This window comes from Gammaproteobacteria bacterium (assembly GCA_003696665.1).
Taxonomy (GTDB): Bacteria; Pseudomonadota; Gammaproteobacteria; order Enterobacterales.
Map to the genome: position 1 here is coordinate 1 of RFGJ01000606.1, position 16,901 is coordinate 16,901.

At 53.2% G+C, this 16,901-nt stretch carries 16 protein-coding genes; 14 read left to right on the forward strand and 2 right to left on the reverse strand.

The genetic code is table 11. The features are described from left to right. From gpmI to D6694_14725, 7 genes are all read left to right on the forward strand, one after another. A partial coding sequence (gene gpmI / locus D6694_14695) for a phosphoglycerate mutase (2,3-diphosphoglycerate-independent) (protein ID RMH35381.1) occupies positions 1-821 on the forward strand: 821 nt, incomplete at its 5' end. 4 nt (positions 822-825) lie between these two features. Continuing rightward, on the forward strand, positions 826-1,971 hold the full coding sequence (locus tag D6694_14700; protein RMH35382.1) for a hypothetical protein: 1,146 nt from the start codon (positions 826-828) through the stop codon (positions 1,969-1,971). Positions 1,972-1,981: 10 nt separating this feature from the next. Continuing rightward, positions 1,982-3,139, forward strand: coding sequence for a S41 family peptidase (locus tag D6694_14705; GenBank protein RMH35383.1), 1,158 nt, complete (start codon positions 1,982-1,984; stop codon positions 3,137-3,139). A gap of 1 nt (position 3,140) precedes the next feature. Next, positions 3,141-3,944 carry a divergent polysaccharide deacetylase family protein gene (locus D6694_14710; GenBank protein ID RMH35384.1) on the forward strand — a complete coding sequence of 268 codons (804 nt, stop codon included), beginning with the start codon at positions 3,141-3,143 and terminating at the stop codon, positions 3,942-3,944. Between the two features lie 78 nt (positions 3,945-4,022). Then, the gene (locus D6694_14715) at positions 4,023-4,628 is read left to right on the forward strand and encodes a YfiR family protein (GenBank protein ID RMH35385.1); all 606 of its coding nucleotides are present in this window, start codon (positions 4,023-4,025) and stop codon (positions 4,626-4,628) included. Then, positions 4,625-6,736 (forward strand): EAL domain-containing protein, encoded by a 2,112-nt coding sequence (locus tag D6694_14720; GenBank protein ID RMH35386.1) that lies wholly within the window; start codon positions 4,625-4,627, stop codon positions 6,734-6,736. The genes D6694_14715 and D6694_14720 overlap by 4 nt, the downstream gene beginning before the upstream one ends. A gap of 22 nt (positions 6,737-6,758) precedes the next feature. Then, a complete protein-coding gene (locus D6694_14725; GenBank protein RMH35387.1) occupies positions 6,759-7,958 on the forward strand; it encodes a cation transporter in 1,200 nt (399 codons plus the stop codon). Here D6694_14725 and D6694_14730 read toward each other — a convergent pair. After that, positions 7,955-8,686, reverse strand: a complete 732-nt coding sequence (locus tag D6694_14730) for a hypothetical protein (protein RMH35388.1) — start codon at positions 8,684-8,686, stop codon at positions 7,955-7,957. The two genes, D6694_14725 and D6694_14730, sit on opposite strands and share 4 nt — an antisense overlap. Next, positions 8,683-9,186 (reverse strand): hypothetical protein, encoded by a 504-nt coding sequence (locus D6694_14735; GenBank protein RMH35389.1) that lies wholly within the window; start codon positions 9,184-9,186, stop codon positions 8,683-8,685. Before D6694_14735 ends, D6694_14730 begins: the two co-directional genes overlap by 4 nt. Positions 9,187-9,340: 154 nt before the next feature. Between D6694_14735 and D6694_14740 the strand changes: the two genes are divergently transcribed. Genes D6694_14740 through mrdA form a run of 7 tightly spaced genes read left to right on the forward strand, consistent with a single transcriptional unit; the run spans position 9,341 to position 16,735 of the window. Continuing rightward, the gene (locus D6694_14740; protein ID RMH35395.1) at positions 9,341-11,926 is read left to right on the forward strand and encodes a leucine--tRNA ligase; all 2,586 of its coding nucleotides are present in this window, start codon (positions 9,341-9,343) and stop codon (positions 11,924-11,926) included. Further along, complete coding sequence (locus tag D6694_14745) at positions 11,926-12,414, forward strand: hypothetical protein (GenBank protein RMH35390.1); 489 nt, start codon at positions 11,926-11,928, stop codon at positions 12,412-12,414. The genes D6694_14740 and D6694_14745 overlap by 1 nt, the downstream gene beginning before the upstream one ends. Further along, positions 12,395-13,420 (forward strand): DNA polymerase III subunit delta, encoded by a 1,026-nt coding sequence (gene holA, locus D6694_14750; GenBank protein RMH35391.1) that lies wholly within the window; start codon positions 12,395-12,397, stop codon positions 13,418-13,420. Before D6694_14745 ends, holA begins: the two co-directional genes overlap by 20 nt. Further along, positions 13,353-14,066, forward strand: a complete 714-nt coding sequence (gene nadD, locus D6694_14755) for a nicotinate (nicotinamide) nucleotide adenylyltransferase (protein RMH35396.1) — start codon at positions 13,353-13,355, stop codon at positions 14,064-14,066. Before holA ends, nadD begins: the two co-directional genes overlap by 68 nt. Beyond that, positions 14,066-14,398 carry a ribosome silencing factor gene (rsfS, locus tag D6694_14760; GenBank protein ID RMH35392.1) on the forward strand — a complete coding sequence of 111 codons (333 nt, stop codon included), beginning with the start codon at positions 14,066-14,068 and terminating at the stop codon, positions 14,396-14,398. The genes nadD and rsfS overlap by 1 nt, the downstream gene beginning before the upstream one ends. Positions 14,399-14,405: 7 nt before the next feature. Beyond that, a complete protein-coding gene (gene rlmH / locus D6694_14765; protein RMH35393.1) occupies positions 14,406-14,873 on the forward strand; it encodes a 23S rRNA (pseudouridine(1915)-N(3))-methyltransferase RlmH in 468 nt (155 codons plus the stop codon). A 2-nt stretch (positions 14,874-14,875) separates the two neighbouring features. Then, on the forward strand, positions 14,876-16,735 hold the full coding sequence (gene mrdA, locus D6694_14770) for a penicillin-binding protein 2 (protein RMH35394.1): 1,860 nt from the start codon (positions 14,876-14,878) through the stop codon (positions 16,733-16,735). The last annotated feature ends 166 nt before the right edge of the window (positions 16,736-16,901 follow it).

Below are 16,901 nucleotides of genomic sequence, written 5' to 3' on the forward strand. Positions count from 1 at the left end.
GTCATCAGCCTTTTGCCCCCATTCAGGATGGTGACAGTGTCTTTTTCATGAATTACCGGGCGGATCGGGCCCGACAGTTGACACAAGCGCTCACGCTGCCAGAGTTTGAAGGCTTCGAACGTCCCTGTTTCCCCAAAGTCCATATGGTCACCCTGACCGAGTATGAAAAGGGACTGCCAGTCAATGTCGCCTTCTCGCCACTTCAACTGAAAAATGTACTTGGTGAAGTGCTCAGTCAACGAGGCTATCGGCAACTGCGAATTGCCGAAACCGAAAAATACGCGCACGTCACATTCTTCTTCAATGGCGGAGTGGAGGCGCCTTTCCCCGGCGAGGACAGAAAGCTGATACCCTCTCCCAAAGTGGCGACCTACGATCAACAGCCAGAAATGAATGCCCCAAAGCTGACACAAGCCTTGGTTGAAGCCATTGAAAGTGGTGCTTACGATTGCATTGTCTGCAATTATGCCAACCCTGACATGGTTGGCCACACTGGAAATTTTGAGGCCACCGTGAAGGCGATAGAGACCATTGACCAATGCCTTGCACAAGTGGTATCCGCTTTGGAACGTGTTGGTGGTCAAGCCATCATCACCGCCGACCACGGCAATGCAGAAAAAATGCGTGACCCGGAAACCGGTCAACCTCACACCGCCCACACCAGCGATCCTGTACCTTGTGTCTACATAGGTCCACACGCAGTTCGTATCACCGAAACCAAAGGGGTGCTGGCCGATGTGGCACCGACCCTTTTGCATCTGATGAACGAAGCCATTCCACAAGACATGACGGGAACGCTGCTGTTTGAAAAACAATCATAACCTTATGCACACAGCATGGTCCTGCGCACTTTTGTTTTGCGCGATGTTGGCAAGCTCGGCCACAGGGGCCGAGCCTCGCGACCAAGCTGCCGCAAAGCAACAGCTAGAAGAACTTAGGCGCGCCATCCGTGCCACGCGCAGGACCTTGCAAGCCAATCAGGCGCGCTATTCCAAGGCCGTGTTGGCACTACAAACAGCCGAAAAAAAAGTCGGGCAATCAGTTCGAGCCCTGCGTCAACTGACCGAGAAACTCACACAGACGGAAACAAAAATCAAAACACTAGAAAATCGTCAAGCCGAACTGGAACTCAAGAAAAAACAACAACAGAGCGCCTTGGCTGCCCAACTGCGGGCGGCTTATGCCATGGGCGAGCAGGAATACATAAAAATTCTGCTCAGCCTTGATGATCCCCATGCGCTGACGCAAAGCTTGACCTATTTTAAATACCTCACGAAAGCGCGAAAACAGCAAATCCAAGCCCTTCGGGACACACTCACTGAGCTGGCCCGGATCAAACAAACGATTGAACAAGAGCGCAACGCTCTCCGTTCACTTGTCGAGCAAAAAAGACGAGAACAAGCCAGGCTCGTCCAACACAAGTTGGAACAAGAAAAAGCCGTCGCCAACTGGAAAGCGAATGTTGAACGCGCGGAAACAAAACTTCAGCGACTGCTCGCCAACGAAAAAGAATTACAGGCACTGATCGAAAAGCTCCATCAGATGATTGAAGTTTTTATGCCTGGACAGTCGTTGGTCGGGCTCGATCGCCTGCGTGGTAAATTGCGCTGGCCAGTGCAAGGACGATTGGCCGCACGTTTTGGGCAAAAAAGACCATTCGGTGCACTTCGCTGGCAAGGGGTGTTGCTGGACACCAAAGAAGGTCAGGCTGTTCATGCCATCAGTGCTGGCCGCGTTGTCTTCGCCGATTGGTTGCGCGGCTACGGTCTACTCATCATCATTGACCATGGCAAAAATGACCTGAGTCTGTATGGACATAATCAGACCATTCTCAAGCAAGTCGGAGACTGGGTGGAGCCAGGCGAAGTCATTGCGCTCGCCGGTAAGACTGGCGGTCTAAGCACGCCGGCGTTATATTTTGAAATCCGCCGCAATAACACACCTGTCAACCCGGCCATCTGGTGTCGTTAAGGAGCGAAAGGTGCGCAGCTTTGTTTTGATCCTATCTCTTCTGTCCACCGTATGGGCTAATACGGACCAGACGTTGGATATCCCAGCACCGCCTCCATTACGCGCCATGCCGCAAGGCTCGCTACATCAGGTGCCGGATGATGTGTGGCAGACCTTTTTTGAGAGTTATCAGCTGATTTCGCAAAATGCTGTCAAGCCGCTTGAGAGTGAGGCCCTTTTAACAGGTGCTCTGGATGGTATGCTCAGCACCATCGACCGCCATTCGCGCTATCTCACTCCCAGCGAAATGCGATATTTTCAAACCGAAAAGCATGGCGAGTACCTGGGCCTTGGCCTGCGCACCGAGTGGGCCAATCAAAAGTTGTGCGTGCGTGCAGTGGTGCCCGGGGGACCTGCCGCAACTGCAGGCCTGATCCCCGGCATTTGTCTTGCGTCAATTAATGACGTACCAGCCACCATGGAAAACGCCCCCAAACTCAAGCAATTGTTGTATCGGGCACCACCTGGTCAACGTGTACGATTGACAATTGCGACTAAGCCGCAAAGGACGTTGACGCTCATCTCGTCGAGAGTGCATCTAGACAGCGTTGGGGCACAGATGGCCGCACCCGGCATTGGGCTCATCCAGATCTACCAGTTCGTTTCTACAACGGCGGAAGAAATTCGACAACATCTTGAGGCACTGCAACAAAAAAAGATACAAGGACTCATCATCGACTTAAGGGACAATCATGGCGGACTTTTTGACCAGGCAGTCGCCGCCGCAGATCTATTTCTCAATAGCGGTGTAATTTGCGCCCTTGTCCCACGCAACAAGCACGAAGCCACCACATATCGGGCTCAACCTGGCGCGCTTGTCGAGGGAGTGCCTGTCGTTTTGCTGGTCAACCACGATACTGCCTCATCTGCCGAAGTGTTTGCTGCCGCGCTACAAAAGCACCATCGCGCCCGAGTGCTCGGGACCAAGACATTCGGCAAGGGCAGTCTGCAGTCCGTCTTCCCGCTCCCGAATGGTGGTGGCATCAAACTCACCACCGCTCGAATTCTCGATCCTACAGGGCATCCACTTGATCAATATGGTGTGATTCCCGACCAGTCTCTCGCAACACCCGACGAGGCTTCTTGGATTCAAGCCGCTATCGACTGGCTGAATACTGAGCGTCAATAACATGCTTCGACCAAGCAAATTCTTGTGGATGATGTTATGGCTGGGTTGGTCGATATGCACCATGGGGGTGGCCAAATCCGGCAACATTTTTATTTTGATCGACGACATTGGTACTAACCGTGCCGCAGTCGACACCACGCTGTCTTTACCGCCTCAGATTGGCATTTCCATCTTGCCTCATACGCCATACGCTCATTATGCAGCAGACAAAGCCCGCCATCAGGGGCGCACGATTTTTCTGCACGCCCCAATGGAGGCCGTGCATCATAATCGACTGCTGGGGCCCGGTGCCCTCTGGCATAATATGAGGCCATGGCAGATTTGGACGATCTTGGATGCGAATCTCAAAACCGTTCCCGGCGCCATTGGCATCAATCACCATATGGGCAGTCGCCTCACCACCATGTATGACAGCCTGTTCTGGGTCATGGCATGGACAAAATGGCGCCGATTAATGTATTTGGACAGCCGCACCACCAAAGACAGCATTGTTCCGCAGGTGGCAAACCAGTGGATGGTGCCGTCGGCGCATCGCGATGTCTTTCTGGATACGACACTGGACGAACACGCCATTCACAAGGCGTTCGACCGTCTGTTGCAACTGGCCCAGCGCCAAAGCCTGACCATTGCCATTGGCCATCCTCATCCAGTGACGCTCAGTGTGCTACGTGAGCGTCTCAAAAGCCTTCCGCACCATATTCGATTGGTCAGTCGACCAGCTTCCAAAAACCTGCCAGTTAACCCGCAACAACATCACAGCCTTGTCGCGGCAGACATCGCAAAGCGTGAACTTGATGAAAAATAGGCGTTTGTAGTTCTCCTGGCTATACTAAACGAATCAGGGTTTCGCCCACGACGTTCAATATTGGCCAGAAATATATTTATGCAGGATTCATGGTGCACACAGGGACACAAACGGATTCCATTCGGCAATTCGCTTCGGCCGTTTGTCATGGTCATCTTATTTGTTGTCGCCTCAAGCTCTGTACAAGCGGCGCCGCCAGCGCCCGATGATCTCGTGAAAATTCGACTGGCCATGACCATCGGCCAACATTATGTTCGCTATGCCAAATCAGACCCCCCGCCAGAGCCAATCAAACTCTGCGTTGTCGGCCCAGATCGCTTCTCGACTTTTTTCCGCCAAAAAGCCATTCATTCACACGCAAGCTTCCGTTATTTCACCCGGCAGATTGATGAAGACATGAGTGACTGTCATGTTGTTTTTCTAACGCTTTCGAATCGCCACAATATCGAACAAGTGCTCAAGGCGCTCTATGGCAAACCCATTTTGACGGTCAGCGACCACCGTGAGTTTTTGCAGGCTGGCGGCATGCTCGCGTTCTCTGAAGAGGGAGGCAGGGTTGTCTTCAAGCTCAACCCCTTGGTAGCACAGTCATGCGGACTTCAATTTCGCGCGGAGGTGATGCGGCTCGCTAAACAAGTTATCCAGATCCCACCCCAGCAATTTTTTCCGGAGGGCGCCAAATGAACCGCTCGCTTGGCATCAAGACGCGCATACTCCGGCTGCTGGCCATCACCAGCATTTTGTCCCTTGTTTTTTCATTGACGGCCATGTTGGCATGGGAGACCTTATCATTCAGACCGCGCATGTTGGAACAGGCGCACCGCGAAGCACGCCTGATTGCCCGTGAACTCATCACGCCGTTACGTTTTGGCATCGGTTATGCCTCCGATGCAGAAGAAACGCTGCGCGCCACCAGCCGATTCAGCGATATTGTCTATGCGGAAGTACGCGATATTCACGGCGAAATATTTGCACACACGAGCCTAACGTCGGAGTCACATCCACCAGTCCCCCCAAACCTTGAACTGACACAGTTCGGCTACCACTTTGAAAATGGTTGGTTGGATTTGGTGTTTCCCGTTGAAGACAACGACGAGTGGCTCGGCACCCTGTATATCCGTTTTAAAACGCCAGGGGTTTCCGAACGCCTGTTCGACTACCTGCTCGTCCTTGTTGTGGTCGCCATCGCTCTTTTGCTGATGAGCTTTTTGGTCATCCGAGGGCTCAGGCGATACGTGCTGGCCCCCGTCACCGACATGGCCGCTCAGGCCACGCAAGTCGCTCAGCGCTTTGGTGCATTATCCAAGAAGCACGCCAATGAAGACGAGATCCAGTATCTTTATCGCACCTTCAGGCTGCTGATTCGCGAAGTTGATCGGGTGCAAAGTGTTCTCGAACAAACGAACGAGGAACTTCGACAACGGACGATGGCACTCGAAAAAGAGCTTGAAGAGCGCAAAAAAGCCGAGCAAAAACTTTCCTTTATGGCCAGCCATGATGTGCTCACAGGCCTACCTAATCGTGCCAATTTTGACGCACGACTTGAGCACTTGCTTGCCGATGCACAGGCTGAAAGCCATTTGCATACGATGATGTATCTTGATTTGGATCAATTCAAAGTAGTCAACGACACTTGTGGCCATATGGCGGGTGATCACCTGCTAAGACAAATTGCCGACTATCTCAAACAGCACGTACGCAAGGGCGATATTGTGGCGCGGCTAGGCGGCGATGAATTTGCCATTCTGCTGCCCTATTGCAGCACTGACGTTGCCGTACGCGTTGCGGAAAAACTGCGCGAAGGGCTTGAGGAATTTCGTTTCTCGTGGGAAGACAAAGTTTTCACCACCGGCGTGAGTATTGGCATTGTCCCTATTGGCGGCGAGCTGAATACGCGCGAAGCCGTGTTAAGTGCGGCTGATGCCGCTTGCTATGCGGCCAAAGACAGAGGGAGAAACTGTGTCGAAGTCTGGCATGGTGAGGCAGGTCGATCGCAAGGTCGCCAGACAGAAATGCAGTGGGTGACGGAGTTAAACGCTGCCTTAGAAGAACATCGCTTGGTGCTGATGTACCAACGCATTATGCCCATTGAACCTAGCGACGAAGGCTACCATTACGAAATTTTGCTTCGACTGCAAAATCGCCAAGGCGATCTGGTACCACCTGGCGCATTCATGCCGGCAGCCGAACGCTACAATTTGATGCCACGCATCGATCGCCATGTGGTGACCCTTGTCTTTTCATGGCTCAGTCAGCATCCACAACATTTGCATGAACTGAGCGTCTGTTCAATCAATCTTTCCGGGGCGACCATGTCCGATCTGGCGTTTGCGGATTTTCTTCTGGAGCAATTTCAAATCTACCAAGTGCCTTACCACAAGATCTGCTTTGAAATCACCGAAACCATGGCCGTGCAGACACTCTCCGAGACCTGTGAGTTTATCGAGCGATTCCGCGCCAAAGGTTGCCGATTCTCTCTCGACGACTTCGGTAGTGGATTTTCTTCCTATGCTTACCTGAAAAACCTGCCCGTCGATTATTTAAAAATTGATGGCGTCTTTGTCCGTGACATCGAACATGATCTACTCGATCGCGCCATGGTCAAATCAATCAATGAAATTGGCCATGTGATGGGCAAAAAGACCATTGCTGAATTTGTCGAAAACGCAGAAATACTCGATATTTTGGCAGAACTTGGCGTGGATTACGCACAAGGTTATTTCATCAGCCGCCCAGAACCACTTGAAAATATTCTGCTGCACGGCAAAATGCCAAGTGCAGACCAGAACTGACGGACAAACGACAGACCACCGGATGCCCCAGTCACAGCGCCGCTCGCACGCCATTCGCCGAATTAACCGATGGAGCATCGCCACCGATGCGCTGCTTGCCGCTATCAAGACCGTCGCTGGTATTTTTGGTCATTCACAAGCCCTGATCATGGATGGCTTGCATTCCTTAAGTGACTTGGCCACTGATTTTTTAGTTCACGGATTTCACAAAGTCTCTATGCAAGCACCGGATGATGACCATCCGTATGGACACGGGCGCTTTGAGACACTCGGCACGCTCATCTTCGCCATCATTTTGCTGGCGGTCTCAGGTGGTTTCATATGGGAGGCGCTCAGCACATCCAGCACCGCTGTGCCCACCCCCGAATGGTACACGTTAGGGGTCGCGGCGCTGGCACTATCGGCAAAAGAAGCCTTATTTCGTGTCACCTTAAGATGGGGCGAAAAACTCAATGCACCGCTGCTGATTGCCAATGCTTGGCATCACCGCTCCGACGTACTTTCCACAATCGCGGTCATTGTCGGTGTGGCAGGCGCCAAGCTGGGCTATCCCTCGGCTGATACCATTGCCGCCATTGTGGTGGGCCTGTTCATTGCCCATATGGCCGGAAAGCTCTTGTGGCAGTCACTTTCAGAATTGGTCGACACCACGCCATATCAAAAGCAGGACCATTTAATCAAGGTCATCTGTTCCGTGCCAGGCGTACGGAATGTGCATGCGCTTCGGAGCCGGAAGATGGGCCCCCACGCCTTGGTCGACGTGCACATCGAAGTGCCTGCCACCATTTCCGTTTCGGATGGCCATCGCATTGCCGACGAAGTCATCCATCGCCTCAAGCAAAAGTTTTCCGACATCGCCGATGTCACCGTTCACGTCGACGCAGAACCAGATGATAAACAACGACCGTCATCAGGACTGCCAAACCGTGATGTGGTCGCACAAACACTCACCGCAATCTGGCATGACCTACCCGGTTTTGAAAAAATTATGGGGGTCCAAATTCATTATCTTGGTGGTCAAGTGCACTGCGATGTCATCTTCCCGCTGTCATGTGTCACAGACGACCGAGCAGGATGTCAATCACTCCTTGGTCAATACCAAACACAGGCCAAGCAAATCTCTTGGCTGGGCGACATCAATTTTTTATTTGCCAGTGATGCCGTGCAACTCCATGACGCACTGCGCCTTAACAACACGGAAAAAAGAAAGACACCCAACTAAAGCATCCAACGGCGCCATACTTCCAGCAAAGCTTGTCTAGCGCGCTGTACTCCGGACCCAGTGGGCAGATAACGCTTCCAGCCCACCGGCGCTTGGCTTGTGTCTGCCACTGGCACAATGATTGGTCGAATGTTTTGCTTGCCAAGCAATGTGGCCAAGCGCCGACTTTCCATCGCCGAACAAAACACAATCATCCGTTTGCCAGGATGTTGGCGTGCCAGCTGTTCAATTTGCCTTGCTTGAGCGGCCAAAGCTTCCCCATCATTGAGCAAATTATGGACAGGCAGATGAAACTGCTCGATAAGTACCTGATTCATCAGCACAGATTCCTGCACGGACTGCTGTGCCCGACTCCGGCCAATCACAGCGATCTGCCCCTCAACCTGTCTTTGCCACTGCCCCAAGATCTGCAAAAGATTAAGCGTTTGCGGGCCAAGCGCCCACTCGCCCCCAAGCTCAGGGGCCACTCGCGCATCACCCGCGCCAACGGCCACCAATAGGTCTGCCTCTGGCGCTGACGCACCAACAAATTCAGGCGCCGGTATAACAACCAATTTCATCAATCGTTGGGCCAGCGCCTCCGTAGACAACAAGTACCCCGACAACACCGAAATGATTAACAATCCGTGCGCCACCCAGGGCCGCCACCGAAGACAAAGCACCCCACACAGCCCCAACATCACGGACAACCCTGGGGGCAACAGAAAACCAGCCAGCCAGTCTATCATTGTGCGTCCGAACCTATGGGTGGTAACGCGAGGCGAAATTCAGCTTCATGACAACGGGGACATGGCGGCAAGCGCCCAGGCTGTCGAAACGTCAGCAACTCGCCACAGTGCGTACACTGCCAGCGCCCAATGCTGACCCAATGCCCCGTTCGACGCAGCCGTGGGGCATCGCCCAACGCTTCTGCCGACCACCAAGCTGCTTTCGTTGGGTCGGCGATAAGTGCAAGCCAATCTTCAAGGTATTCCTTGACCGCTGCCTTCTCCGCCGCCCACCAGTCTTGAAACACTTCTTTCACCGCTTCCGCGTTCGCCACCAAAGCGTGCCAATCGGCCCGGATGGTCGACAACACGTCTTGAACTTCGTCCTCGGACAACTTTTCGATAGTGAGCAACTCCGCCTGCAGTTTTTCCCAGAAGGCTTCCGTCAGCGCCTCGCCACGCTCAACCGCCCCTCGAACAGCAGCAACCGCGCGTCGCCAAACATGTATTTCTCTAGTCATCGTAAATGTCCCTTGCTAACCAGCACCAACGACGCAAAAAACTGTCATCTTAGCTACAGTTTTACCCCCGCTTTACGCTATCCTATCAGGTCTGAATAAGACTGTGCATCTTTACTATTGCCAAACAACCAGTGATTGCAAAGCCATGAGCCAATTGGAACCACAATATCACCCGGAAAAAATCGAAGCTGAAGTACAGGCGCGTTGGGAAGCGCATGACGTCTTCAAGGTGACTGAAGATCCCAGTCGTGAGAAATTTTATTGCCTGAGCATGTTCCCCTACCCCAGTGGACGGCTGCACATGGGACATGTGAGAAATTACACCATTGGCGACGTCATCTCGCGCTATCAACGGATGCTCGGAAAGAATGTATTGCAGCCTATTGGTTGGGATGCCTTTGGTTTGCCAGCTGAAAATGCGGCCATCAAACATGGCGTCCCGCCTGCCAAATGGACACGTCAAAACATTGCTGACATGAAAGCGCAACTCAAGCGGCTTGGGTTCGGTTATGACTGGTCGCGCGAAATTGCGACCTGTGATCCCGAGTATTACCGCTGGGAGCAATGGCTATTCACCAAAATGATGGAAAAAGGGCTGGCCTACAAAAAAAATGCGGTCGTTAACTGGGATCCGGTCGATCAAACCGTGCTGGCCAATGAACAAGTCATTGACGGCAAAGGTTGGCGAAGCGGTGCGCCGGTGGAACGCCGAGAGATACCCCAATGGTTCCTACGCATTACCGAGTATGCCGAAGAGCTGCTCTCAGATTTGGACAAACTGGACGGCTGGCCCGATTCCGTCAAAGCCATGCAACGTAACTGGATAGGCCGTTCACAAGGCGTCAATATTCAGTTCCCTTTGGCGTCCGGTGACGAAAAATTGGAAGTTTACACCACCCGTCCGGACACTTTGTTTGGCGTGTCGTACTTAGCCATCGCGCCCAATCATCCTGTCAGCCTACGGGCGGCAGAAAACAACCCGGTGCTCCGGGAATTTATTGACGAGTGCAAGCATATGAAAGTGGCCGAAGCGGACATGGCCACAGTCGAGAAGAAAGGGGTGTTCACAGGCGACTACGCGATCCACCCGCTCACCGGCGAGCAACTGCCGATATGGGCAGCCAACTTTGTCTTACTCGATTATGGCACCGGTGCGGTGATGTCGGTCCCCGCGCATGATCAAAGGGATTGGGAATTTGCCCGAAAATACGACTTGCCAATTCGGCAGGTGGTACGTCCAGCCGATGGCCGCAAAATCGACCTCAACGAAGGCGCCTTCACAGAACATGGCCTCCTGATAAACTCGCAAGAATTTGATGGTCTAGACTTTGAAGCGGCCTTCGCTGCCATCGCCAGCGCATTAGAGGGCAAGGGACTGGGACAACGCACCACCAACTATCGTCTGCGTGACTGGGGTGTATCTCGTCAACGTTATTGGGGGGCACCAATTCCCGTCATCAACACGCAAGATGGCCGCACCATCCCGGCACGTGACTTACCAGTACGCTTGCCGGAAGATGTGACGTTTGACGGTGTCGGCTCACCGTTGAAAAAGATGCCTGAATTCTATGAAACCACTGACCCTGAGACAGGACAACCGGCCACCCGAGAAACCGACACATTCGATACTTTCATGGAATCGAGCTGGTACTACGCTCGGTTTACCTGCCCGGATGCCAAAGACACCATGCTTGATGAACGCGCACGTTACTGGCTACCTGTCGACCAATACATTGGGGGCATCGAACATGCCATCTTACATCTGCTGTATGCCCGCTTTTACCACAAGGTCATGCGAGACTTTGGACTGGTCGACTGCGACGAACCGTTCTCGAATTTGCTCACTCAGGGCATGGTATTGGCCGAAACTTGGTATAGCCGCGGCCCGAAAGGTGAGGTGATCTGGCATAACCCGGCTGACGTCGAGGTCACTCGCGATGAAAAAGGCCGCGTGCTCGGTGGTCGATTAAAATCCACAGGCGAGCCCGTTCAGTATGGTGGCATGCAAAAGATGTCGAAGTCGAAAAATAACGGCATCGACCCACAAACCATGATTGAGCGCTATGGCGCTGACACCATACGTTTGTTCGTCATGTTCGCCGCACCGCCGGAGCAGACACTAGAATGGTCAGACGAAGGCGTGGAGGGCATGCATCGCTTTTTGCGCCGTTTATGGAAGGCCGTGGCCGATTTTGTCGCTAAGACCGGAACCATTGAAAAGCCTGAGCAATTCACATCCAGACAGCGCGCATTGCGCCTCAAAACGCACCAAACCATCGCCAAAGTGTCTGAAGAGTTGGGGCACGGTTATAAATTCAATACGGCCATCGCGGCCATCATGGAGTTAGTCAATTCGGTCTCTGCCTTCCAAAACGACATCGAGGAGTCTGGCGACAGCTGGTTACTGCAGGAAGCCTACGAAACCATCGTCAAGCTGCTCAGCCCGATTGTGCCACATATCTGCGAAACGCTGTGGAAAGCACTTGGGCATGACGATTTCGTCTGCACGACCGAATGGCCGAAGGTGGATCCCGATGCGTTGATCGAGACTGAAAAGCTCATCGTGGTTCAGGTCAACGGCAAGGTGAGAGCCCGTCTTACCGTGCCAGCTGATGCGACCGAGGCCATGGTCAAAGCCAGAGCACTCGACGATCCACAGGTGAAGAAATTCATTGAAGGCAAGACGTTAAGGAAAGCCATTTGGGTACCAGGCAAACTCATCAACTTGGTGGTGAATTAATGCGTATCATCGGCATTTTAAGCGTCTGCGTGCTCTTGGCTGCCTGCGGCTTCCAACTGCGAGGCAGCCAAAGCCCATCACTGGCCGGCTATCAAATCAATGTCTCAAGCCCGGAGCCCTTTGGCCAACTCACACGATCACTGATCCATCGTTTGCGGCAGCTCGGCGCAGAACTTACCGCTCACAAAGCGCCAGAACAATTGACCATTGAACTCGGCCAGTTGCAGCGCGTACAAAGAACACTGAGTGTGGATCTGAATGGCCGCCCCATTGAATACGAATATTCATTATCGGTTCCGGTCACTGTCAGTCGCCGTCAGCAAGTATTGGTACGCCAAACATTCGTGGTGCACCGTGTGCTGACTTGGGATCACACCCGCGCCGTCGCCCGAGATACGGAAAAAGCACAGACCGAACAGGAAATGGCGCGAGAACTGGCCGACAGCATCGCGGAGATGATACGGATCCATGCGCCTACAGTATCGTGATCTGCCAAAAGATCTGGCCAAACAAATACGCCGCGTTTATGTGATCACCGGCGATGAGCCCATGCAAAAAATTGATGCACGTGACCGCATCCGGCAAACAGCACGGCAATTAGGCTTTGCCGATCGGTACGACTTTCAGCTTGAATCCGGCATTGACGAAGGCCTATGGCAACAAGCCTTTGCCGGCGACAGCCTATTTTCCCGCAAGGCGATGGTGGAGCTTTCCGGCCAACGCTTACCGAATAAGCAAGAGCAACGTCTGCTTGAAACCTGGGCACCTAACCTGACCGATGATATGGTGCTGATCGTGGACCTGCCAAAAATCGACCGGAAAACGGAACGCTCCAAATGGTTCTCCACACTGACGGAACATGGCGTCTGGATTGCCGTATGGCCAGTCCCGCTGGAAGCACTGCCGCACTTTTTGATCGAGCAAGCGGCTTGGCATCAACGAAAACTTGAGCCTGATGCAGCCGCCAGAATGGCTGAATGGGTGGACGGCAATCTACTGGCCGCTCGCCAAACGCTCGCCCAATTGGTGTTCATGACGAAACCAGGTGACACAATTCATGAAGACTTGGTGGAGGCTTATTGTTCAGACAACGCACGCTTCACGCCATGGCAAACCATTGATGCCGCCCTTGAAGGCAAGGCCGACAGACTGCCTCGCCTCCTCCAGAGGTTGTCAGAGACAGATGTCGCGCCCATGCTGATGGCCCGCGGGCTACAAAACACATTACGGCAACTGACTTCATTAGCGGAGTGTCCAGCCGCACAACGCAGCGCTCGGATGCAAACCATGGGCATATGGCGGCCAAAACAGTCGCTCTATATGAAGGCCCTTCAGCGTTGGCCGGCAACTGTCTGGCCTCGCCTGCTCATCCGGGCCTACCATTTGGAAGCCATGATTGTCGGAGCACGACAAGGCGCATTTTGGGATGCCTGCTTGGACCTGTGTCTCATTATCGCCGGGAAACGCATTGGTGTGCCTTATGACAGCCAATAATCACACAAAGCCGCTTTTTATCATTGGCGGAACTTTTGACCCCATCCACTTCGGCCACCTACGCATGGCCGTCGAAGTTCAGGAGCGTTTTCCTGAAGCAGAGGTTGCGTTCCTCCCATGTGGCCAACCTGGGCACCGCGAACCCCCGATCGCCACCGCTTGGCAAAGACTCGCGATGGTGCAAAGGGCGCTGGAGCATTTTCCAGGTTTCACGCTCCTGACGGACGAATTGGATGGTCCCGGGCCCCATTATACAGTGGCCACCGCCACACGCTTGCGACAACGCTATCCCAATCGGGCCATTGTCTGGGTGATCGGCAATGACGCCTCCGGCGGAATCCACCGATGGCGCGGTGCCGAACAACTCCCCTCACTCATCCATCTTTTATGCTGTCTCCGTCCAAATTATCCCATCCCTACTGCTGAAGGATTTAACAGGGTACAATGTGCGTTATTGACGACGCGTCCTTATGGCCAAATGGCTTGGCTGGAACTGCCCGCTCTCGACATATCCAGCACCCTGATTCGTGAGCGCGTCAAGATGGGACGAAATATCTTGGGCTTGGCACCAGAGAGTGTTTGTCACTATATTGAACACTATCAGATTTATCGACAGACTGAACCGACAGGAAACCAAAGAAATTGATGAACGCAAACAGGCTAGTAGAGTTCATTTGTCATGAACTGGACGAGATGAAAGCCAATGAAGTGGTGCGCCTTGATGTTCGGCAACTCACGAGCATTACTGACTATCTGGTGATTGCCAGTGGCAACTCCACCCGACATGTCAAGGCCATTGCCGACCACTTGGTCGAACAAAGCAAGAAGGCAGGTATTATGCCGCTTGGTGTGGAAGGTGAGCAGGCGGCTGAATGGGTCTTAGTCGATTTAGGCGATGTGATCGCTCATATCATGCTGCCTGAAACACGAGATTTCTATCAGCTTGAAAAGCTATGGTCGGCGCCGCCGGAAAATTAAACCGCCAATGCGTATCCGACTAATTGCCGTTGGAGAAAAACTCGCCCAATGGGTCACATCCGGCTACCATGAATACGCTCGCCGTATTCGTGGTGACTGTCGGCTTGAATTGCTTGAAATCGCGCCCGCCAATCGTAAGCGGCTGCCACCACAGAAAGCGGTTGAAGACGAAGGGGCGCGTATTCTTAAACATATCAGCCATGACCACCATGTGGTCGCGCTTGACGTCAAAGGACAGGCTTGGAGCACCGAACAACTTAGTCAGCAACTTGACCACTGGCTCCACTTAGGCACCTCGGTGAACCTCGTCATCGGTGGTCCCGAAGGACTGTCACCGCAAGTCCTAAGTCGAGCCAATCAATGCTGGTCACTTGGGCCGCTCACTTTTCCTCACCCGCTGGTACGCGTGATTGTGGCTGAAGCGCTTTATCGTGCCTGGTCTTTGCATCATGGCCATCCTTACCACAGGGCGTGATCATGAAGTATCGCGAGGAACTCAAAGACGGACGCAAAGAAGCGCATTTGTTTAGCGTGCGTGCCAATATCGCCCTGATACTTGTGGTCCTAGGGTTTTTGATCATTGGCTGGCACATCTTTGATCTGCAAATTCGCCAGCATCCAAATTTTGTCACGCTATCCGACAGAAACCGGATAGCGATACGTCCAATCCCCCCAGTCAGGGGGCTAATCTACGACCGCAACGGCGTGATTTTGGCCGATAATCAAGTGACTTATTCGTTGGAAATCACACCAGAACAGGTGCCCAATCTGGACGATACACTCACTCAACTGCAAAGCCTGCTTGCTTTTGACGATGAGCACATTGAAAACTTTCGCGAAGCATTGGTCACCTCGCGTCGATTTGAGAAAGTCACCTTGCTTGCTCGACTGACCGAGGCGCAAAGGGCCCGCTTCGAAGTCAATCGGCACCGTTTTCCAGGCGTCAGCGTTGAAGGTCATTTGACCCGGCACTATCCCTATGGAGCGCTTTTTGTTCACGTCATCGGTTATGTCGGACGCATTACGCAAGACGACATGCAGTCGCTGAACATCGAAAATTATCGCGGCACACGGCACATTGGTCGCACCGGCCTCGAAAAGTATTATGAGTCCGTTCTGCACGGCAAAGTCGGCCACCAGGAAGTCGAAATCACCGCACGTGGACGCATTGTGCGCACACTGAATACCCATCCATCGCAACCCGGCTCTGATCTGCACCTGGCCATCGACTATCGTCTTCAGCGACTTGCGACTCAATTGCTTCAAAATCATCGTGGTGCCTTAGTCGCGCTCGATCCCCGTACTGGCGAAGTGCTCGCGTTGGTCTCCATGCCTGCCTATGACCCCAATGCTTTCGTCACCGGGATTTCAACTCGCGCCTTTCAACAACTGATTCAGTCTGCCGACCGGCCGTTGTTTAACCGTGCGATTCGCGGTAAATACCCACCGGGTTCTACCATCAAACCTATGCTTGGTCTGGCCGGTCTCGAATATGGGGTGATTTCACCCACGTACACCATAAACGACCTGGGCTGGTTCCAGTTACCGGGGGAAGAACGACGGTTCCGAGACTGGAACTGGAAACAGGGCGGCCATGGTCGGGTCGATCTTAGTAAAGCCATTCGAGTGTCATGCGATACGTTTTTTTACGATCTTGCCGTCAAACTGGGCATTGATCGCATCCATGAGAGTATGGCTTGGTTCGGTTTTGATGCGCCAACCGGTCTCGATGTTTACGAAGAAAGTCAGGGGCTTTTACCCTCTCGTGAATGGAAGCGGCGCACACGCCACCTACCCTGGTTCCCAGGTGAAACCGTCAACGTTGGCATCGGTCAAGGTTTTTGGACGACTACGCCCATTCAACTCGCCAACGCCACAGCCGTTCTTGCTAACCGTGGCACACATTTTCAAACACGTTTCGTTCATGCCATTTCACATCAGGGCAAACGGAATGTTTTGCCTCCCGTGTTGTCTGAAAAACAGGTGACGGCGCGTCCGGAGAATATGGCCGTGATTTTGCGCGCCATGCGCGACGTCAATACCAAGGGCACCGGGGCGCGGGCTTTTGCGAATGCACCGTTCTCTTCAGCGGGAAAAACTGGCACGGCACAGTTGATTTCAATAGGGCAAGATGAAGAATACGAGGCCGAGAACATAGACGCGAGGTTGCGGGACAACGCTATGTACGTTGGATTTGCACCATTTGAATCGCCAACAATCGCGGTTGCCGTGGTCGTAGAAAACCAAGGTCACGGCGGCAAAGTGGCAGCGCCGATCGCAAGAGAGGTGATGGCCGCCTGGCTTAGCATGCAAGGCGACAACGAGGGCCATAAATAATGTTTCTCATGGCATCAAACCGTTATCGCGCCACTCGACCAGCCAGTCTCTGGTGGCGACTCCACCTTGACTGGCCGTTATGCGCAGGTTTAATCACACTGATGATAATCGGCCTGTTCGTTCTCTACAGTGCGGTTGGCGGCAATGTCGACATCATCAAGAAACA